This is a genomic window from Microvirga aerophila (genome assembly GCF_003332305.1).
Lineage (GTDB): Bacteria > Pseudomonadota > Alphaproteobacteria > Rhizobiales > Beijerinckiaceae > Microvirga > Microvirga aerophila.
Genome location: NZ_QOIO01000072.1, coordinates 1 through 19,159, shown reverse-complemented (window position 1 = coordinate 19,159; position 19,159 = coordinate 1). Strand labels below are relative to the sequence as shown.

The following is a 19,159-nucleotide window of genomic DNA, read 5'->3' as shown; positions in this document are numbered from 1 at the left end:
GTCGGGCTCGTGCATGCGATGATCCTGCGGATTCAGGCGCTGGTGCTGCCGATCCAGACGCTTGTGTTTGGCGGGCACTGACGCGGGTCGGGGAGTGTACCATGGAGCGCGTCGGCACGACTGCAGTCATACCGCCTCCTGAAGGAGGCGGAACTCGAGGCGGAGCGCACTGCGGGATGGGTCCGGATCGTGCTCGCGGCGGTCCTGGCCACGAGCCTGCTGGTGTCCGGCCGCTTTGCCGCCGCGGCCTTCACCCTGCCCGGGATGACGCCAACCTGGGCATTTCCCAGCCCCATGCTGCCCTTCGCGGATCTCGGACCGCTCAATAGGCTCAGCCACGAGCTGTTCCTGCGCTATGCCAACAGCCTGTTCCGGGCGCCGGTCAACCGATGGCGGGTGGAGGCGCTCGGGCTTGCGCCTTCCCGGCGCGATGATTGCATTCGTGGAGTGCCCGTGCCCCGGCTCTATGGTTTCAGCCCGTCCGTGGTGCCGAAGCCGTCCGACTGGGACGGGAACTCCGAGGTGACCGGCTATTGGTTCCTCGATGACGAGAACTGGCTGCCACCGCCATCTCTGCGTGGATCCAGACCTCGTCGAGGAGAAAAACCTGAACCGGATCCTCAATACGGTGAGGTCCGATGTCGGCCAGCCCAAGGTCAAAGTCTTGGGGGCTTTGATCGACCGACTGGGGCTCGGAACGACCGTCGGAGCGATCCAAAATGATCTCTCGCACCCCGATGCCCTAAAGGCCGTTGCCTCGTGCGATGTTGTGATCGGCTGCATGGATAGCGTGGACGGGCGTGATCTCCTCAACCGGATCGCCACCTTCTATCTCCAACCCTGCTTTGACGTTGGCGTCGGCCCACTTCGGACGTTCAACCGCACGGATATCAATGTCTGCACCTGGCACTGGACTGACCTTATCCCGAGTTCCGCAGTCGCGGGCTGAGCGGACCTTCATAGGGCCGCGCTCAACAGCTCAGTTTGACCCGGAGCGGCCATTCAAGGCGGCTCAGTCTCGGCGCTTCCCTAAGCAGGTTAATCAGGGATGCCCCGGGCCCTGCAATCATTTAACATAGGTTGAGATCCAACTTGGGTCGGGTCGGGTCCCGAGCCACGGAGGACGCCATGACTGATGTCGTATCGCCAGGCTTCCGAACCACACGTCGGCGGTTGCTCAGCCTCCGCTGGCGCGTGGTCGTGCCTCTCGCCTGTCTCGTTCTCGCGGCTTTCCTGGCTGGTGCCGCCTTCCTCTACGCAGAGGCCACCGAGGACCGGCATGCCATCGCCCACCGCGCCTTGGCCGAAGCTGTGGCAGGTTCCGCCGCCTTTGACCGGGAGGTCGGCGCGGCCGGGTTCCTGCTGCAAGGGCTGTCCCGATCCCCTGTCCTGAAGTCCGGCGACCTCCGAGCCTTCTACGACCAACTCGTCGAAACGCCGCATCCGGAGGGATCCTGGTTCGTCCTCTGGGATATGAACGGGCAGATCCTCAACACCATCCGGCCCTTCGGCACACGCCTGCCCACGCGCGCCGAGATGGGACCCACCGAAGAGGGGTACGAGCGGATCCGCGCCCGCGGCTTGAGCATCTCCAACCGGGTCATGGGGCCGGTGGCGAAGGTGCCGACCGTTGCCGTCCACTTACGCCTGGACGGAGCAAAAGGCGACATGGCGGGCCTTCTGACGACGGTTCTCCGGGAGGCCCGGCTGAACGCAGTCCTGCGCGAGCATCCGCTGCCCGCCGGCTGGGCAACGATGGTGCTCGACCGGAACCTCGTGCCGCTCGCGACCAGCGATCTGAGGCCGGGAGCGCTCCCGCAGGAGCTGTCGCCCGCGCTTATGGTGGCCCTGAAGGAGCACTGTCTCAACGGCCATTTCGTTGCTCATGACGGAGCAGGCGACCTTCTCGTCGGCGTCCAACGCTCCGCGACGACCGAGTTCACGACCATCACCACCGTACCGTTTGCTCTCGCGAACGCCCCGGTCGAGGCCGCTGTCCGGAAGATCACCTCAATCGGTCTGATGCTCCTGCTAGCCGGGGGCATGGCCGCCTTTGTTGTTGTGCGCCAAGTCGGTCCGATGGAGACATCCGCGGCGCAGACGGCCCGTCGTCTGCGTCTTTCCGAGGCACGCTATGCCAGCCTCTGGAACGACACGTCCGAAAGCCTTTTCGTTGTCACGGTGGCACCAGACGGCGGCTTCGTCTTCGAGGGGCTCAATCCAGCGCACGAGCGGGCTACGGGGCTGACCTTCGAGGCCATTGCCGGCAGGACACCCGAGGAATGCCTGCCCCCTGATGCCGCCGCCGCGGTCACGGCGCGCTACCGTGCCTGCCTGCAGCGCGGCGGGCCGACGATCTATGACGAAGTCCTCGACCTCCCAGGAGGTGCCGGGTCTGGCAGACGAGCCTTGCTCCTGTCCGTGATCCGGAGACGGGGCAGATCATGCTTCTGATCGGCACGGCTCGGGACGTCACCGCAGACCGTACGGCGCGGGCGGAGATCGAGCGCAGCCACATGCTGCTCCAGACCACCCTGGACGCCCTCTCGGCCCACATCGCCATCGTCGACGGAAGCGGCACCATCATCGCGGTCAACCAAGCCTGGCACAGGTTTGCGGAGAGAGGCGGCTACGCCACGCCGGATCACGGTGTCGGCTCCAACTACGTCGAGGCCTGCCGTGCCGCCGTGGCGACCGACCCATAGGCGGCCCTTGTCGCGGCCAACCTCGATGCCATGCTGTCCGGCCAGAGGCGGGAGTTCCGGCTGAGCTACCGTTGCGGCGACAGCTTCTTCCAGATGACGGCGGCGTGGTTCACCCATGAAGGCGCTGCGCACGTGGTCGTGGCGCATGAGGATGTCACGGAACTCGCGTCGGCCCGTCAGGATGTGCGCGACATCGCGGGGCGCCTCTTGTCCTTGCAGGAGGACGAGCGTCAACGGATCGCCGCCGACCTTCACGACTCGACGGCGCAGCACATTGTGGCGGCAGGGCTCGGACTGATGAGAGTTCAGGCCGCCGCGGGGGATCACCAAAACGTTGAGCGTGCCGTCGCCAAGGTCAGATCCTCGCTGGACGAGGCCCACAGGGAGATCAGGACGCTGTCCTATCTTCTCTTCCCGCCGAACCTGCGGGCGAACGGACTTGCGGCATCGTTGCGCCGCTTCGTGGAGGGGTTCAGCGAGCGGACGGGCCTGAAGGGTACCGCAAGGGTGACCGGTGATGTCGACCGCATCCAGCCTGAGGTGCAGCGTGCGATCCTCCGGGTCGTCCAGGAGGCCCTTGTCAACGTCCATCGCCATGCTGAGGCCTCCAAGGTGTCAGTCTCCCTCAGGCGGGACCCAGCCGGTTTGCATCTGCGGGTGAGCGACGACGGCAAAGGCATGCCACGCAAACGAACGAAGGCCACCGCGGCCCCGGCGTCGCTTGGGGTCGGCATCCCGGGAATGGAGGCCCGCATCCGCCAGTTCGGCGGCACCATGACCATTGCCAGTGGAGTTCGCGGCGCGACCATCCGGGCTTTCGTCCCACTGCACGGCGACACAGCGGTGCCGCATCTTCTCGCGTTCGGAACGGAGCATGACCGGATCGAACTTCCCGGATCCCCACCCAATCTCAGGGTTTTGCCTGATGGTAACGACAGCTCCATAGGCTAAGCTGTCCCATCCCTGTGGGGACAGGGGGAGCTGACTGGTGACCCGCATCCTCATCGCCGACGATCATCACGTGGTCCGTTCCGGATTGCGCACCGTCCTGGAGGCCCAGCCTGGCTTCGAGGTCGTGGGAGAAGCCGCCAACGGCATGGAGGCGGTCGAGGCCGCCCTCCGAGCCAAACCCGACGTGGTCGTGCTCGACTACTCGATGCCGGTCCGCAACGGCGTCGAGGCCACCCGTGAGATCCGGGCCCGGCTGCCACGGACCGAGGTGCTGATCTTCACCATGCACGACAGCCAAGACGTCATCGAAGACATCCTGTCCGCTGGGGCGCGCGGCTACCTGCTCAAGGCCGACGCCAACGATCACCTGATAGCCGCCGTGCAGGCCCTTGGCCGCCACGAGGCCTACATCTCCGGCAAGCTTTCGGCGGGTCTGCTCGACACGTTGCTTGCGAAACGCAAGCGCCAGCGGCGGGGTCCCCTGACGCCACGGGAACGCTCCGTGGTGCAGCTGATCGCCGAGGGCAACACCAACAAGGCCATCTGCGCCAAGCTGGGTGTCACCGTGAAGACCATCGAGACCCACCGTGCCGCGGCCATGCGCAAGCTCGATCTGCATACCACCGCCGATATCGTGCGCTATGCCGTCAAAAACCGCATGGTCGAGATCTGACCGGAAGACGTGTTTCTCAGGGTTTTGCCTGATGGTGATGGGAGCGGACACAGGCAAAGATCAGAATAACAACGGGGGAGAGGGACGTGGGACGCATGGTCAGGCGACGCCATTGGGCGCTCGGACTTCTCGCGCTGCTGTGCGGCCCCGGCAGCGTGCCTGTTCACGCGACAGAGGGCGGCGCCAGCCTCTACCTGCCGGGCCTGCGGGGCCCTGGAGCCGGCATCGTTCCGCCGCCGGGCTTCTACTTCAACAATGACTTCCTTGCCTACTCGGGCGAGCTCAGCGGTGGTCGCCGGATCCAGATCGGCGGCGCCGTGCTGGCCGATGTGGAAGTCGAGATCCGCGCCGACTTCCTGACGGCGACGTGGGTCACGCCCTTCGACATCGTCGGCGGGCGGCTGGCCATCGGCGCCAGCCTGCCTCTCGGCGTGCCCCGGGTGAGCGCGGGCGTGCTGATCGAGGCGCCGCGGCTGAGGCGCACGTTCGCGTTCAGCCAGCGGGATGCCTCGTTCGTGGTCGGTGATCCGGTGATGACGGGGCTTGTCGGATGGGACGCCGGCAAGTTCCATTGGTCGGTCGGCGCCAGCGTGAGCATCCCGGCCGGCGGCTACGAGGAGGGCGAGCTCTCCAACCTCGCCTTCAACCGCTGGATTGGCGACGTCTTCGCCGCGGCCACCTGGCTCGATCTGGAGCTTGGACTCGACATCTCCGGCGCCGTCGGGTTCGAGTTCAACGGCGAAAACTCGGACACTGACTACGACAGCGGCAACGCCTTCCACGCCGACATCTCGATCAGCAAGAACCTCACCAAGGAATTCTCCGTCGGGCTGCTTGCCGGCTACTACGACCAGATCTCAAGCGACCGCGGCGAGGGCAACCGCATCGGCCCCTTCAAGGGACGGGCGGCGGCCGTCGGCGCCACGGCGGGCTGCAACTTCACTGTCGCTGGCACGCCTGTCTCAGCGCGGGTGAGGGTGCTGCGCGAGGTGGAGGTGGACAAGCGTCCCCAGGGCACCATCGGGCTGTTCACGGTGGCGTTCCCGCTCGGTGGGCAGACCCATTCCGCCCCGGCCCAGCCGCAGCCGATCCGTGTCCGATCCTAGCGGAGAACGGTGTGACCCGCAGGTTCGTCTGAACCCGGTTGCGAGGTCGGAAATCTGGTATGGTCCGTGCCGAATTGGACCAGGGGTAAAAAATGACACCGCCAGAGATGGGGCGAACGTTCAGGCGGTACGCCACGCGGCTGCCAGCGGTCCTCGTCCTCCTTTCCTTGCTTGGTGGCTGCGCCAGCGTCCGTGGGGTCATGCTTCCCGTGGGCGGGACGGCCCCTGGGGCAAGCCAAGTGGACATGCTGGTGGCCACCACGCGCCAGCGGTCCGATCCGGCGTAACTGTTCTCGGGAAATCGTGGAGATCTCCCGTCCTTCGCGAACATCATCGTCTCGATCCCGCCACCGGAGGCACGCCAGGTCGGCGAGGTTCAATGGCCCCGGCAGGTGCCCGGCAATCCGGCCACGGAATTCGTGACACTCAAGGCCGACGTGATCGACCGCTCGCAGGCACTGGCCTGGTTCCGGCGGAGCCTGCGCACGGTTCCGAAGCGACAGGTGCTGGTGTTCATCCACGGCTTCAACAACCGCTTCGACGACGCGGTCTTCCGCTTCGCGCAGATCGTGCACGACTCCCATGCGCCCGTCGTGCCGGTCCTGTTCACCTGGCCGTCCCGCGGCAGCGTCTGGGCCTACGGCTACGACCGCGAGAGCACGGCCTACTCCCGCAACGCCCTGGAGTCCCTCCTGAAGGCGATCTCACAGGATCCTGGGGTCGGCGAGGTCTCGATTCTGGCCCACTCGATGGGCACGTCGCTGGCTCTGGAGACCTTGCGCCAGATGGCCATCCGCGACGGCCGGGTGGCCCCGAAGATCCGCAACGTCCTCCTCGCCGCGCCCGACGTGGATGTTGACCTTGCCCGCGAAGCCATCATGGACATGGGGCCTGCGGCAAGGCGGCCCTCGATCACCCTTTTCGTATCCCAGGACGACCGCGCTCTGGCGCTCTCGCGACGGGTGTGGGGCAGCGAAGTCAGGCTCGGCGCCATCAATCCCGACCAGGAGCCGTACCGCACGCAGTTCGAACAATCCGGCATCACGGTCCTCGATCTCACCAAGCTCAGGGCCGGAGATCCGCTCAACCACGGCAAGTTCGCGGAGAGCCCCGAGGTGGTCCAGCTGATCGGAACCCGGCTTGCTGCGGGGCAGACGGTGACGGACTCCCGCGTCGGACTGGGCGACCGCATCATCCAGGTAACGGCCGGTGCGGCAACCGCCGTCGGGACGGCGGCCGGGCTCGCCGTGTCGGCACCTGTGGCGGTCCTCGATCCCCAGACCCGCCGATCCATTGGAGGCCATGTGGATCAGCTCGGCCGCTCCCTGTCCGACACCGTGGCGCCCTTGAACCCGGCCGGGCTCGGACAGTGAGACTACCAGCGTCGCAGCGATATCTGATGTGGGTCGCTCCGGCTCTGTCTCGCTGGGACGCCGGTCTCGAGCCGGGCCGGTACTAGGCCGACACCTCGCGGTCAGGTCCCCCACGCCACGTAGTTGAGGATCGTGTTCGTGCGTACGACACCCATCCGAAGCATGCCGGCGAACTGAACCTTGCCTGTATAGACAGCGCCCGCGCCCTGCGCGCCTGCCGGGACGCGGAGATCCGGGTCGTCGAGCTTGATGATCGCGCCGAAGCGCGGAGCGGCCCGTGCGCTCACGTCAGGCAGAGCGCCCGAGGGCGTGAGCGTTCCGCCGCTCGTGATGTCGGCGATGCTCTCGACCTTGCCGGTGAAGATCTGGCCCGGGTACATCGAGAAGATGACTTCGGCGTACTCGCCCGGCTGCACCGCGAGGAACGACGCTTGGTCAAAGGTGGCGACCACCTTGCCCTTCATGTCGGCGTCCTAGTCGCAGACGAAGGGCATGACCGCGGCTGACGGGCTGACAATGGAGCCGGGCAGGATGTTCACGTTGGTCACATACCCGTCGCAAGGCGCGGTGACGTTGGTCTCCGCAAGGTTGGTCCGAGCTGCGGCGAGCTGCTGCTGCGCCTGTGCCACCGAGGTGTTCACGTTGCCGATGTTCGACTCATAGGCGAGCCGGGCCCGGTCCTCCGCAGCCTTGGTCTCCGCCTCCCCTTGGCGGGCGGCTTCAAGGTTGCGGGTGGCGGTGTCGACGGCGGCCTGCGCCACGATCCGGCTTTGGAGAAGCTCGGTCTGCCGGTCGAACGTCTGCTGGGCCAGCGCGACCTGCGCCTCGGCCCGGGCGCGGGCCGCACTGGCCTGGTCAAGCGAGGCCTTGAGCTGGCCCACGTTCTGCTCGGCCGCGGCCAATGCTGCCTCCAACCGTCGGACGTCGTACTCGAACGGCGTCGGGTCGATCCGGAACAGGGTCTCGCCCCTGGACAAGCGGACGTCGGGCTTGACCGCGATCTCCGCCACCCGGCCGGGAGCCGAGGTCCGCGGGGTGATCTGGACCACCCGCTGGAAGATGCGCACGTCCGAGGTGCCGGGGTGGTAGAAGTTCATCGCCACGAGGGCGAGAAAGATGATGATCGGCCCGGCCGAGGCGAAGAACAGCGCCACCGGGAGCGTGAACGGCAGCAGGCGCAGCTTCGCGAACACAAGCCAGACCAAGGCGGTGTAGATGATGAAGATCGGCCACTGCATGGCGGGCATCCTTGGTTAACGGGCAGCGACGCGCTTCTGGAGCGTGTCAAGTCGGGCGTTCAGGTTGGCGAGCTCGCTGCGGACCGCCGACACGGTCGCATGCTCTTCGCTGCGCGGCTTCGTCCCGTTCGTGTGCCGCCAGTAGAGGTAGAGGATGACCACGGAGCTGATGATGGCGGGGACCATGTCAGGCGATCCTTCTCGGAGAGGTGGAGCCGAGCCCAGCCTCGATGGCAGCGACCCGCTCCGACGTCCGGCGCAGGTCAGCCAGCAAGGCATCGAGGTCCTCGCTCGTCGCGGCGGCTTGGCCACCGCGGGGCGAGGTATAGGCCCACACCAGGGCAACGGGCCACAGCACGAAGGTGATCAGGCCGAGCCAGCCGCAGACGCTGATCGCGGCCGCCTGCGGATGCCCCCGGGAGCGGGCGATCCGGCCCGGCAGTCCACCCAGGGAGTAGATCGCCCAGGTCCCGGCGACCACCAACGCGATGACGATGACGAGGCACAGCCAATAGAGCCACTCCCCGCTGCCCTGCATCTGAAAACCCATGACATCCTCCTGAGGTCTGTCTGCCTCCTGGTCACCGGCGCTCACTGCACCGGCTGCGCCTCAGGGAATTTCCATGTTCCGTTCAAGACCTCGGCACGCGGACGATAGAGCCGCACCATGTAATTCCAGCCGGGCATGGTCGGGAGGCAGTTCGGCATCCTGCTGTCGCAGCCACCGAGCTGGATGGCGACCGATCCGTCGGCGCCCTTGTTCGCCGTGACATTGTTGAGCGTGTAGGCATCGGCCTCATTCTTTTGATAGTAGCCCTGCGCGTTGTAGACGCTCACGGACCAGAAACCGTCGACGGGCACGTCGTTGACGTTCAACCGATAAACCGTGGTGCCGTCGTTCCGGCTCGGCACGAAGTTGAGATAGATCGCATCCTGCGGCGGGTTGGCGCCCCACGCCGAGGCTGCGCCGACGAGGCGCTGCACCGGATCGACCTGGTCCTTGGTGCCGAAGGCGCGGCTCGTGTCGGTCACGGTGCTGGCCAGGACCAGAAGCGCGTCGCGCACCTTCTTGTGGCTGGCCTGATCCCAGGCGGGCACTTCGAAATGCCCCGGCCCCCCGGGCTGAGTCACCTTGATCGCGTCCTGCAACTGATGCACCTGCCGGACGTCCTGCGGATCGTCGGGATTGACGAGCGTGCGGATGCCAACCATCGCGTAGCGCGTCCCGACCTTGTCCTTGTCGACGATATGATCGCCCGCGCCGTAGGACGTGGTGGTGTAGTGATCTTCGGTGATGATCTGCAACGACATGAAGCGTGGGCCAGCTTCCGGCAGCGTGACCGTCACCGGTCCTGCATCCAGGTCGAAGACGGCCGTTGAGTACAGGGTGTCGCGGTTGCTCCGAATGACAGTCTGGCGGTCGACGGACATCGGCTCGCGGTGATGCAGGAATCGGCCCAATCCGACCTGCTTCACCATGCTGCCGAAATACGTGTCCGTCTCTGCGCGGACGAAGTTGTCGACCGTCACGGGGATGGCGCTCTGGGCCAGGGATGATCCGGACATGCCCGTGATGGCAAGAGCCGCGATGAATGCCAGCTTCATGGGGGTCTCCTCGATCACTCGGCCGCGGTTTTTTCGATATCCGGCAGGCGCCAAGTCTTGTCGAAGAGCGGTTTATGCGGCCCGTAGAAGCGCATCATGACCTCCCAGCCGCGGCCGGCTTGGGTGGGGACCCAGTTCACCTCCTTGTCGGCGGGCGGCTTCGGCCCGAAGAAGAGCTCGACCGATCCGTCCGCATTCACTTGCAGGGCTGGGGTCGTGGAACCCCGGGAGGGCCACTTCTGGTCCCGGATCAGGGCGTGCGTGGCGCGGTCGTAGACGGTGGCCGACCAGTAGAGTTCGGCCGGCACATTCGCAGGCACCGTCAGGCGATAGGTTTGGCCTCCATCGAACGGCTGGCCCGTCCTGTCGTCGAGCGCCACCAAGTAGAACTGGCCCGTTCCCAGATGCTTGACGCTAGAAAAGGCCATCGAGAAGAAGACGCTGCGGGTGTCGATGGGATACACCCCAGCCTTGGCGAAGTTGTCCGACAGTCCTTCGGTCAGGTCGTGCGCAAGCGGCAGCGCCCACTGCCCGTCCGGGTAGTAAGGCGAAAACAGGGCCTCGTAGCCCTGATCAAGTACGGCGTGAGCCTCTTGGGCCGCCTGCTCCAGGAGCTTGCGCGTCTCGGCGGTTGGATTGAACGGCTTACCCTGCTCGATCCCGACCGACTTGAGCTGGTCGATCATGGCCTTGTCCCGCTCCAGCCACGGCTCCCTTTGCACGAAGCGGTCAAGAGACTCGAAGAAGAGCGTGTCGTAGGGGATCGTGCTGTCGAACTCGACGCTAGAGCATCGGACGATTTGTCGGACCCGCTCCGTTCCTACCCCTGCCTAGCGGAGAAAGGTGGAGCGTCGTGGATCCGCTTTTTCGTCCGATGCTCTAATGGCATCGACGAAAGCTGTCGGAGGCGGATTGACCGTGCTGGACAGCGGGTAGAGCTTGATCTGCCTGCCATAGGCCACCGCATTCGCGATGTCGGCCGCGGAGCTGCCGCCGACATTGGACCGCAGCAACGCCCCGGCCATGTTGGTACCTGATCGGAGCACGATGTAGCCGTCCGGAGCCTTTTCGCTGTGGCCGGGAGGGAGGATCAGGTACTTGCCGCCCTTGCCCTTATCCGCGCCCGCCGGACCGACATCTTCCAGCGCGACCTGCCAGGCATCGAAAATGGTGCCGGTGATCGACCCTCCCTGGGCAGGCGGGATTTCCACCACCATCGGGCCGGTGTCCTTCATGTTGAGGAAGGGCATGAGGTAGATCGTGCTGGGATTGGGTGTGAGCGTCTGGTTTTTCCAGTCGAGGAAGTTCGACCAGTAAACGATCTGGTTCTCCTTCGCGCCCGCCTTGAGGGCAGCCTGGAACATCAGGTCGTAGTTGACCGCCGGCATGCCCCAGATCACCGCCTCGACCGCGCGGCGGTGGACCTGCCGGCTGTTCAGATCAGCGCCAGACGGTGCTTGCGCGGCAGCCGACACTGCCGAGGCGATCACGGCAAGTGCCGCGAGAATTGCTCCCTTCATGGTCGTCTCCCTGTGGCTTTTCGCCAATCGGTGGGGATCCATTTGCAACGTGCGCCAGTCACCCGGTGCGGGCGGGTTCAAGCCGTCACGATGTTGAACCAGGACGGGAAGGTGTCGACCAGGCCGACGAAATCGGCCAAGGCCTCGCGCCGGCCCTCCACCTTCACGTCCCCGGAGGCAAAGGCCTGCTGCGGCGTGATTTCTCCGAGCTGAAGCCGATCCAGGGTAGCTTTCGTGAGGGTTATCCTGGCGTCAACAGCGGCCTGAGGCTTCCTGGTGTAGTTCAACACGCCGTTTTCGACGGTGAGGGTGTAGGCCTCCTTGAGGTCCGTGAAATCGAGTGTCACGACCATCTTCCTGCCGGCTGCCCTTTCGCCGTTCAAGCGCACGGCAAGGTAGTCGAACGTCATCTCCGGCGGCATCGCTTTCACTGTATCCGGGCCCGCCGTTTCGATGTTGCCGGCCTGTGGCACGCCATGCCGTAGTTCGGATGCGCCTTGCAGGTAGACCGAGCGCCACGTGCCGGACTCCGCCTGGTAGCCCATCTGCTCGTAGGTGTCGGCGAGCAGTTCCCTCGCATCCTTGTTATCCGGATCGGCGAAGACAACGTGCTTCAGGGCCTGTGCCACCCAGCGGTACTCTCCCTTGTCGAAATCCGCCTTCGCCTTTTGCAGGATCGGCCCGGCGCCGCCCATGTACTCGACGTACTTCCTGGCTGCGTCCTCCGGCGGCAGCTCGTCGAGCGTCGAGGGATTGGCGTCGTAGAAGCCCATGTAGCGCTGGTAGACCGCACGCGAATTGTGCTTCAGGGAGCCGTAGTAGCCGCGGTTGAACCAAGCCTTGTCGAGCTCCGGCGGCAGCTTGATCATGTTGGAGATCTCGACCCCGGTGTAGCCCTTGTTCATCAGGTTTACCGACTGATCGTGGATGTACTTGTACAGGTCGCGCTGCTTCTTCCAGTAGTCGACGATCCTCGCATTGTCCCACATCGGCCAATGGTGCGCCTGGAACTTGACGTCTGTCCCATCCCCATAGAGCTCGATGGTCTCATTGATGAACTTCGCCCATGCCAGTGCATCCCGGACCTGGGCGCCGCGCAGCGTCAGCAGGTTGTGCATCGTGTTGGTGGTGTTCTCGGCCATCCACATGGCGCGGAACTGCGGGAGATAGGTGTTCATCTCCGCCGGCGCCTCGGTGCCCGGAGTCATCTGGAACACCATGCGCACGCCGTCGAGGACGACTTCCTCGCCCGTCTGCTTGATCTCGCGCGTCGGGAGGAGCAGGCCAATGGTGCCGTGGCCCGTTGACAGGCCCAGGCCGGCACCGACCCCGCCCTGGGCATTGCGGGGCAGGAGCGGCCCGTACATGTAGATCGCACGGCGGGCCATGGCGTTGCCGGCGATCACGAATTCGCTGATCGCGTGCTCGGTGAAGTTCTCCGGGGCGAGGATCTGGACCTTGCCGGCGCTGACATCCGCCTCGTCGACGAGCGCCCGCACGCCGCCGTAATGGTCGCCGTGGGAGTGGCTGTAGACCACGGCAAGCACGGGCCGCTGACCAAGATGCTGGCTCACGAGGTCGTACGCAGCCTTCGTGCTCTCCAGCTCGCTGCCGGCATCGAGCACGATCCAGCCGGTGTCGCCCTGGACGAAGGTGACATTGGCCAGTCCGTAGCCGCGCACCTGGAAGATGCGGTCATGCACGCGGAACAGACCGTACTGCACGTTGAGCTGGGCGTTGCGCCAAAGGCTCGGATTAACGGTGTCCGGGGCGGGCTTGTCGAGGCCGATGAACTGCTTGTATGTCTCCAGGTCCCAGACGACACCGCCTTTCGCGTCACGGATCGTCAGGGTGTCGGGCCGCGCGATCAGGCCCCGTGTGGCGTTCTCGAAATCCTCGCGGTCATTGAAGTTCAGGTATTCCTGCGCGGCCCGGTTGGCCGCCTTGGTGGCCTCCGTCGCTGGCTTGGGCGATGGCCTGCCCGCCGCACCGGTGCCCGCACCCGTTTGGGTGCCGGTCTGTGCCTGCGAGGCCAGCCCGGTCATCGGCGCGACGGATGCGGATGCGAGCAGTCCGATGGCTTGCCTGCGGTTCATGGTCATGTTCGGCTCCTGGTGAACGGCTCAGGCTGACACATCCCGCCAGCCCGTTGTTTGGCTAATCACTCCGCCGGGGTGGCGGGCGCGATGCCGGTGACTTGCGCCGAAGGCTCCTCGCTGAGCCAGTGGTAGAGGACGCCGCCGATCGCACCGCCGATCAGGGGCGCGACCCAGAACATCCAGAGCTGCGCCAGGGCCCAGCCGCCCACGAACAGGGCTGGGCCGGTGCTGCGGGCCGGGTTCACCGACGTGTTGGTGATCGGGATGCCGACGAGATGGATCAGCGTCAGGCCGAGCCCGATGGCGATGGGCGCGAAGCCGACGGGCGCCTTGCCATGGGTGGCGCCCATGATGATGAACAGGAACATCATGGTCAGCACCACCTCGGCGATGAAGCCGGACATCATGCTGTACTGGCCCGGCGAGTGCGCGCCATAGCCGTTGGCGGCAAAACCCTTGGCGAGGTCGAACGTGGGGGAACCCGTCGCGATGGCGTAGAGGGCAGCCGCTGCGACGATTGCGCCGATCACCTGCGACACGACGTAGGGCACGATGTCCTGCTTGGGAAAGCGTCCACCCGCCGCCAAGCCGACCGTCACCGCCGGGTTGAGGTGGCAGCCGGAGATGTGGCCGATGGCGTAGGCCATGGTCAGCACGCTCAGCCCGAAGGCGAGCGAGACGCCGAGCAGGCCAATGCCAACGTCTGGGAAAGCTGCCGCGATCACCGCGCTGCCGCAGTCGGCGAAGGTGAGCCAGAAGGTGCCAATACCCTCGGCGACGCATCTGTGGATGTTCTGACTGTTATGCAGGTCCATATGATCCTCCCTGCGTCAGCGTGGGCAGACCTTACAGAGGCACCGGGTCCGCTGCGGGCCTCTTGGTGTGTCAGCCGTTCCGCATTGGGGACCAGCTTAGCCCCGCGGCAGGAAACGAAAATCGGGTGAAGACCTGAGAAACAACCGGGAAAGCCTGAAGAAGTGAACGACCCGTGCGGCTTCATGCGCCAGGGAGCGAAGCTCCGATTGATTGGGGGCCTCGGGTGAATCCCCGATGGGCTTCCTGCTCCTGTTAGGCTTAGATGGGCGGTGGGGAGAGGGTAGCTGGCCATGCTCGTTCAGCGCACACAGGTTCAATGGCTTCCGGCATTGGCCCGATGGGCAACCTCGGTCCTGGGTGCCGCACTCCTTGCTGTGCTCGGTTCGCTTTCCTCCGCCTCGGCGCAGGACACGCCGCCGCCGGCGCAGGTACAGGAGCTTGTCAAACTACTCGACGACCCTGCCGTGCGCTCCTGGCTGGAGCAGGCCCGGAATGGGCAGGGAGCGCCCGCAGCCTCGGGCCGGGTGGCCGACAGCGCCAAGATGGCGTCCCGCTTGTCAGGCGTGCGGGAGCACCTGAGAGTGGTCGCCACGGCGCTGCCGCGCTTCCCGGCGGAGATGCGCCAGGCCTCCGGTCTCCTGCTGCAGGAGCTCAAGGACAGAGGGCTGTTCGCCATTGTGGCGCTGATCGGTGTATTCGTGGCACTGGGCTACGGCTCCGAGCGCCTGTTCTGGCGCACTACGAAGCACACCCGGACGTGGATCGGCCGCCATCCCATGGCCACCGTCGCCGACCGGTTGCGCATGATCGCCATGTGCCTCGGCTTCGGATTGACGCTCGTCGCCATCTTCGGTCTCGGCAGCATCGGTGCCCTCCTCCTGTTCGACTGGCCGCCGCTGCTGCGGCAGGTCGTGATCGCCTACCTGGTGGCGGTGGTGCTATTCCGCCTTAGCCTCGTCCTCGGCCGTGTGGTGCTGGTGCCGGACGGCACCGCGGAGCTGGGCGACCCGGAACGGTTCCGGGTCGTGCCGATGCCGGCTGAGAATGCCCGTTTCTGGCATCGGCGCTTGGCGCTGTTTGCCGGGTACTGGGCATTTGGGCACGCCACCGTGGACCTTCTCGGCGTTTTCGGCTTCGGCCCGGACCTGCAGGACGCGGCGGCCTACATTCTGGGCTTGGGGCTGCTGGGGATCGCCTTGGAAGCGATCTAGCGACGGCCGCGGCCTGATGGAGCGACGGCGCATCATGGCTGGGGTGTGGCCAGCCTCAGCATCCTCCTCACGGCCTATAGTGTCGTGCTCTGGGTCCTGTGGGTTGGGGGCCTTGAGCGCCTGTTCTGGCTTGCCGTCGTGGCGATGCTGCTGCCCAAGGCGATTGTTGTAGGGCAGCAGGCCGTGGCGCACCTTCTGCGCTCCACGGCTGAGGAGGAAGCGCCCCGGCGGGGTGTCCTGGAGGTGGTCGTCGAGCGCGGGTTGCGCACGGCCCTGATCGTGGCCGCAGCCCTGTTCCTGGCGGATGTCTGGGGTGTCGATCTCGTCCAGATGACCTCCCGCGACACGCTGGCGACGCGACTGGTCCGAGGGGCGCTGACGGGCGTCGTGGTTCTGCTGCTGGCCGACTTCCTCTGGCAGGTGATCAAAGCGGTGGTGGATGCCAAGCTGGCCGAGACAGCGGTCGCGGTCGAACCCGACACGGAGGCGGCGATCCGGCAGGCCCGGTTGCGCACGCTCCTGCCGATTTTCCGCAACATCCTGTTCGTGGTCATCGCGGTGCTGGCCGGGCTCACGGCCCTGTCAGGGCTCGGGGTCGAGATCGGTCCCCTGATTGCAGGCGCCGGCGTGTTCGGGGTGGCTGTGGGCTTCGGCGCGCAGACGCTGGTGAAGGACGTGATCAGCGGGGTTTTCTACCTGCTCGACGACGCGTTCCGGGTGGGCGAGTACATCCAGAGCGGCTCCTACAAGGGCACGGTCGAGTCCTTCTCCCTGCGCTCGGTGAAGCTGCGGCACCACCGCGGGCCGGTCTACACGGTGCCGTTCGGCCAGCTCGGGGCGGTGCAGAACATGAGCCGCGACTGGGTGATCGACAAGTTCCAGATCGGGGTCACCTATGGCACCGACCTGGAGAAGGCGCGCAAGCTGATCAAGAGGATCGGTCAGGAACTGGCAGAGGCTCCCGAGTTCGCCCGGCACATCATCGAGCCGCTGAAGATGCAGGGCGTCGAGCAGTTCGGGGACTATGCCATCCAGATCCGGTGCAAGATGACAACGCGGCCGGGCGAGCAGTTCGTGATCCGTCGCACGGCGTTCGCCCGCATCAAGCAGGCCTTCGACGAGAACGGGATCCAGTTTGCCACGCCGACGGTGCAGGTCTCAGGGAGCGAGGAGACGACACCGGCCGCCGCACGGCATATGACCGAACAGATCGCCTCCGGGAAGTCCGCTGCAGAATAGTGGCGTCGGCCGCGTCCGATCATTGTGCCCTGTGTGAATGTCTCAATCTGGCACGTTCCGGAAGTACGCTGAACTTCTGCAAAGGCACAACGAGCGGACCTTCATCTGGTCTGTCCAACGTTGCACTTTGACCCGATGCGGACCTTCAGGGCAGACACTGACACCAAGTGGCAGCCTGATAGCCGTCAGAAGAGAATGACAATTCCTTAGACCTGTGTCTACGACCGCAGACACAGGTCTAAGGCGCAGTCAATGACCTGCCATGTCGTTCCATGCAGGCAGGAGCACGATGCAGTTGGGCGCGAAGCCCTGATCCTTCAGCGTGTCGATGCTGTCGACTGCTTCACCCTTGTTCAGAACGATCAACGTGATGGAACCGTCGTTCATACCGGGCAGGTTCAACAACGAATTTTGCACGTAGGCGAACCGCCCATCCTTCGTGTAGGCCACATGATGGGCGCCCTCCGCCGTCGCGATCGACTTCAGGAGCTTCGGCTTGCCAGCGTCTTGGCTGATGTCGAAGACGTGCAGATGGCCGGGCTTTGCCGTCGTGACATGCAGCTGGTCCGGCCTGCCGTCCTTGCTGACCACGTAGAGCTCGAGCGGCACTCCGGCCTTGACCAATCCGAAGTCGAAGGCCTGCGCGACGCTGAAGCCCTTCTTCGCCGCATTCCACGTGGCCGTCCACAGCGTGCCACCGTACATGTTGGCCACATAGGCGACGGGTGGGTTCGTCCCTGGAACAAACACGACTTCGACCGGAGCCTCTCCCGAGGGTGAGGGCTTGCTCGAGACCTTGTAGCTCTCCAAAACCTTACCGGTGCTGGCCTCGATTGCGGTGATCATCTCGCCCGCATCCCCGAGGTCCGAGCCCCGAACAGTGTTTGTCACGAGAATGCGGTCGATCCCGCCATGAATGCCAATGCCGTGCGGGTAAGGATGGGGCAGGGCAATCGTCTGGGTCGGCACGTCCTTGACTGCATCGCCCATGATCACGTTCGCGGAACCAAGGCAGGTCAGGAACCAGCGCATGTTGTCCGCCGAGAACACGATGTCCTCGCCGATCTTGCAGTCCGGCACGGCCACCTGCTTGATGGTGAAGGGACGCTTCATCGTGTCGATCACGCCAAGCTCGCTCTTGCCCAGCGAGGTCACGTAAGCCTTGGTCGAGTCCCGGTTGTAGAAGATGTGGTGAGCCACGAGGTCCGGCGGCAGCGGGACGGTTTCTACGATCTTCTTGTAGTTCGGCGAGGCGGGATTGACGTCGATAATGGCGATACCCTCCTGACGGGTCTGCCCCGCTACTGGATGCTTGAACGCCTTGAGGGCCTCGGGTGGCTTACTCTCGTAATTGGCCATGGCCAGGATCTCGGCCCGCGCGCTGGGCGAGCACAAAAGGGCGGCAGCCAAAGCCGCCATCGGGCAAAGGCGCGACATGGGGCTCTCCTGTGATGTTGGCTCGAAACGTATGCCTGGGGCTGCAATCCGCCTCTGCCCGCGGGAGGAGGCGGTACATTAGAACGCTCACACCGCGCCAAGAGGGCTCTCGCACCGTTCGGGGGAGATCCGCATGTTGATGCTCATTACGGCATCGGGCCCGACCTGACGAACACAGTGGCTTAGTTTACGCTTGCTCCGAGTCGATGTGAAGCGGAGGCTCTCATGGCCCGAGGCGCAGACGTCGTCCGTTCCCTACCGGGCCCGGTTCTCATCGGGGTGGTCCTTTTTACGGGCATGTCGGTTCGCCCTGTCAGGGCGCAGGAGGCCGGAGAGTCCAAACGGTTCGAGATCATCCTCGCAAATGGCCGTGTGGCAGATGGGATGCGCAGCGTGCGCGCCCTCCGGGGCGACCGGGTGGAACTGCTCTGGTCAAGTGACCGCCTGGTCACCATCCACCTGCACGGATATGACATCGAAGCAGTAGTCGAGCCTGGAAGCCAAGGGCGCATGACGTTCACGGCCCATGCCACCGGCCGATTTCCTGTCGAACTCCATGGCGGCACGGGGCGCCATCGGACGCTGATCCATGTCGAAGTGCACCCGCGTTAGCATGAGGGCCGGCTTGCTCCTCCAGCACGGTCTCGGACTTGCCGCATTCAGTCTCCCTTGCGGCGAGGCGCAGGCTCACGGCTTGGGCGCACGATACGACCTGCCACTGCCGCTGTGGCTGTACCTGCTCGGAGCTGGCGCCGCGGTTGCGGCCTCGTTCGCCCTGCTCGCCCTCTTCCGAACGTCCACTCGTCCGGTCAGCTCGCGCACCTTCGTTTGGGCCGAGGGCGTCCTGCCGGCATGGCTGGTCTGGTTCCTGCAGGTGACGTCGGTCGGGATGCTGGTCCTGATCACCGCGGCAGGCCTCGTCGGCAACCAGAGCCCGTTCAAGAATATCACTCCGGTCTTCGTCTGGGTGATCTGGTGGGTCGGCATCACCTTCCTGGCTGCGTTCGTCGTCAATCCATGGCGGCTCGTCAACCCAGCTGCAGTCACATGGCGCTGGGCAACTTGGCTCCTGCGTCCCCGGAACGCGAAACAGCGGTACTGGACCTACCCATATGTGGACGGCCCCCTCCTCGCAAGGGTGTTGAACAGTGTTTTGATCGGATCGCTTGCGGTCATATGTCCGGCC

General features: G+C 65.2%; 22 protein-coding genes and 1 pseudogene. 12 read left to right on the top strand and 11 right to left on the bottom strand.

Going from position 1 to position 19,159, the window contains the following annotated elements:
- Positions 1-126 precede the first annotated feature (126 nt).
- Positions 127-339: a hypothetical protein gene (locus tag DRB19_RS30285; RefSeq protein ID WP_147022488.1), complete on the bottom strand. Its 213-nt coding sequence runs from the start codon at positions 337-339 to the stop codon at positions 127-129.
- A gap of 205 nt (positions 340-544) precedes the next feature.
- Between DRB19_RS30285 and DRB19_RS25835 the strand changes: the two genes are divergently transcribed.
- From DRB19_RS25835 to DRB19_RS25805, 8 genes are all read left to right on the top strand, one after another.
- Positions 545-949, top strand: a complete 405-nt coding sequence (locus DRB19_RS25835; RefSeq protein ID WP_114188883.1) for a ThiF family adenylyltransferase — start codon at positions 545-547, stop codon at positions 947-949.
- A gap of 179 nt (positions 950-1,128) precedes the next feature.
- Positions 1,129-2,454 carry a PAS domain-containing protein gene (locus DRB19_RS25830; RefSeq protein ID WP_114188882.1) on the top strand — a complete coding sequence of 442 codons (1,326 nt, stop codon included), beginning with the start codon at positions 1,129-1,131 and terminating at the stop codon, positions 2,452-2,454.
- Positions 2,445-2,705, top strand: a complete 261-nt coding sequence (locus tag DRB19_RS25825; protein WP_114188881.1) for a hypothetical protein — start codon at positions 2,445-2,447, stop codon at positions 2,703-2,705. Before DRB19_RS25830 ends, DRB19_RS25825 begins: the two co-directional genes overlap by 10 nt.
- A 30-nt stretch (positions 2,706-2,735) precedes the next feature.
- Positions 2,736-3,656, top strand: coding sequence for a sensor histidine kinase (locus tag DRB19_RS25820; protein ID WP_114188880.1), 921 nt, complete (start codon positions 2,736-2,738; stop codon positions 3,654-3,656).
- Positions 3,657-3,693: 37 nt separating this feature from the next.
- Positions 3,694-4,329, top strand: a complete 636-nt coding sequence (locus tag DRB19_RS25815; protein WP_114188879.1) for a response regulator — start codon at positions 3,694-3,696, stop codon at positions 4,327-4,329.
- Between the two features lie 95 nt (positions 4,330-4,424).
- Positions 4,425-5,435 (top strand): SphA family protein, encoded by a 1,011-nt coding sequence (locus tag DRB19_RS25810; RefSeq protein WP_114188878.1) that lies wholly within the window; start codon positions 4,425-4,427, stop codon positions 5,433-5,435.
- 92 nt (positions 5,436-5,527) lie between these two features.
- Complete coding sequence (locus DRB19_RS31340) at positions 5,528-5,722, top strand: hypothetical protein (RefSeq protein WP_245439838.1); 195 nt, start codon at positions 5,528-5,530, stop codon at positions 5,720-5,722.
- Entirely contained in the window at positions 5,723-6,808 is a 1,086-nt protein-coding gene (locus tag DRB19_RS25805; RefSeq protein ID WP_245439839.1) for an alpha/beta hydrolase, read from the top strand.
- 101 nt (positions 6,809-6,909) lie between these two features.
- On the opposite strand, the gene DRB19_RS25800 is transcribed toward DRB19_RS25805, so the two are convergent.
- The 9 genes from DRB19_RS25800 to aqpZ all read right to left on the bottom strand — a co-directional run bounded on the left by DRB19_RS25800 (position 6,910) and on the right by aqpZ (position 14,085).
- On the bottom strand, positions 6,910-7,272 hold the full coding sequence (locus DRB19_RS25800) for an HlyD family secretion protein (RefSeq protein WP_114188877.1): 363 nt from the start codon (positions 7,270-7,272) through the stop codon (positions 6,910-6,912).
- A 9-nt stretch (positions 7,273-7,281) separates the two neighbouring features.
- The gene (locus DRB19_RS25795; protein WP_162815868.1) at positions 7,282-8,046 is read right to left on the bottom strand and encodes an HlyD family secretion protein; all 765 of its coding nucleotides are present in this window, start codon (positions 8,044-8,046) and stop codon (positions 7,282-7,284) included.
- A 15-nt stretch (positions 8,047-8,061) separates the two neighbouring features.
- The gene (locus DRB19_RS30280; RefSeq protein WP_162815867.1) at positions 8,062-8,232 is read right to left on the bottom strand and encodes a hypothetical protein; all 171 of its coding nucleotides are present in this window, start codon (positions 8,230-8,232) and stop codon (positions 8,062-8,064) included.
- 1 nt (position 8,233) lies between these two features.
- Positions 8,234-8,596 (bottom strand): DUF3302 domain-containing protein, encoded by a 363-nt coding sequence (locus DRB19_RS31755; protein WP_308494343.1) that lies wholly within the window; start codon positions 8,594-8,596, stop codon positions 8,234-8,236.
- Positions 8,597-8,637: 41 nt separating this feature from the next.
- Positions 8,638-9,651, bottom strand: coding sequence for a DUF1254 domain-containing protein (locus tag DRB19_RS25785; protein ID WP_114188875.1), 1,014 nt, complete (start codon positions 9,649-9,651; stop codon positions 8,638-8,640).
- 14 nt (positions 9,652-9,665) lie between these two features.
- Complete coding sequence (locus DRB19_RS31750; RefSeq protein ID WP_308494342.1) at positions 9,666-10,373, bottom strand: DUF1214 domain-containing protein; 708 nt, start codon at positions 10,371-10,373, stop codon at positions 9,666-9,668.
- Between the two features lie 108 nt (positions 10,374-10,481).
- Positions 10,482-11,171, bottom strand: coding sequence for a DUF1254 domain-containing protein (locus tag DRB19_RS31745; RefSeq protein WP_308494341.1), 690 nt, complete (start codon positions 11,169-11,171; stop codon positions 10,482-10,484).
- A 77-nt stretch (positions 11,172-11,248) separates the two neighbouring features.
- Positions 11,249-13,273, bottom strand: a complete 2,025-nt coding sequence (locus DRB19_RS25775; RefSeq protein WP_245439836.1) for an alkyl/aryl-sulfatase — start codon at positions 13,271-13,273, stop codon at positions 11,249-11,251.
- 59 nt (positions 13,274-13,332) lie between these two features.
- The gene (aqpZ, locus tag DRB19_RS25770) at positions 13,333-14,085 is read right to left on the bottom strand and encodes an aquaporin Z (RefSeq protein ID WP_114188874.1); all 753 of its coding nucleotides are present in this window, start codon (positions 14,083-14,085) and stop codon (positions 13,333-13,335) included.
- Positions 14,086-14,376: 291 nt separating this feature from the next.
- Between aqpZ and DRB19_RS25765 the strand changes: the two genes are divergently transcribed.
- Together DRB19_RS25765 and DRB19_RS25760 are read left to right on the top strand one after the other, a co-directional pair.
- A complete protein-coding gene (locus tag DRB19_RS25765) occupies positions 14,377-15,297 on the top strand; it encodes a hypothetical protein (RefSeq protein WP_114188873.1) in 921 nt (306 codons plus the stop codon).
- 45 nt (positions 15,298-15,342) lie between these two features.
- Positions 15,343-16,536 carry a mechanosensitive ion channel family protein gene (locus DRB19_RS25760; RefSeq protein WP_114188872.1) on the top strand — a complete coding sequence of 398 codons (1,194 nt, stop codon included), beginning with the start codon at positions 15,343-15,345 and terminating at the stop codon, positions 16,534-16,536.
- A 249-nt stretch (positions 16,537-16,785) separates the two neighbouring features.
- Here the strand turns inward: DRB19_RS25760 and DRB19_RS25755 are convergent, their stop codons facing one another.
- Positions 16,786-17,973, bottom strand: coding sequence for a YncE family protein (locus tag DRB19_RS25755; protein ID WP_114188871.1), 1,188 nt, complete (start codon positions 17,971-17,973; stop codon positions 16,786-16,788).
- A gap of 225 nt (positions 17,974-18,198) precedes the next feature.
- Here DRB19_RS25755 and DRB19_RS25750 point away from each other — a divergent pair, with 225 nt between their 5' ends.
- Positions 18,199-18,585, top strand: a complete 387-nt coding sequence (locus tag DRB19_RS25750) for a hypothetical protein (RefSeq protein ID WP_114188870.1) — start codon at positions 18,199-18,201, stop codon at positions 18,583-18,585.
- A gap of 13 nt (positions 18,586-18,598) precedes the next feature.
- A pseudogene (locus tag DRB19_RS25745) lies at positions 18,599-19,159 on the top strand (hypothetical protein); the annotation flags it as partial.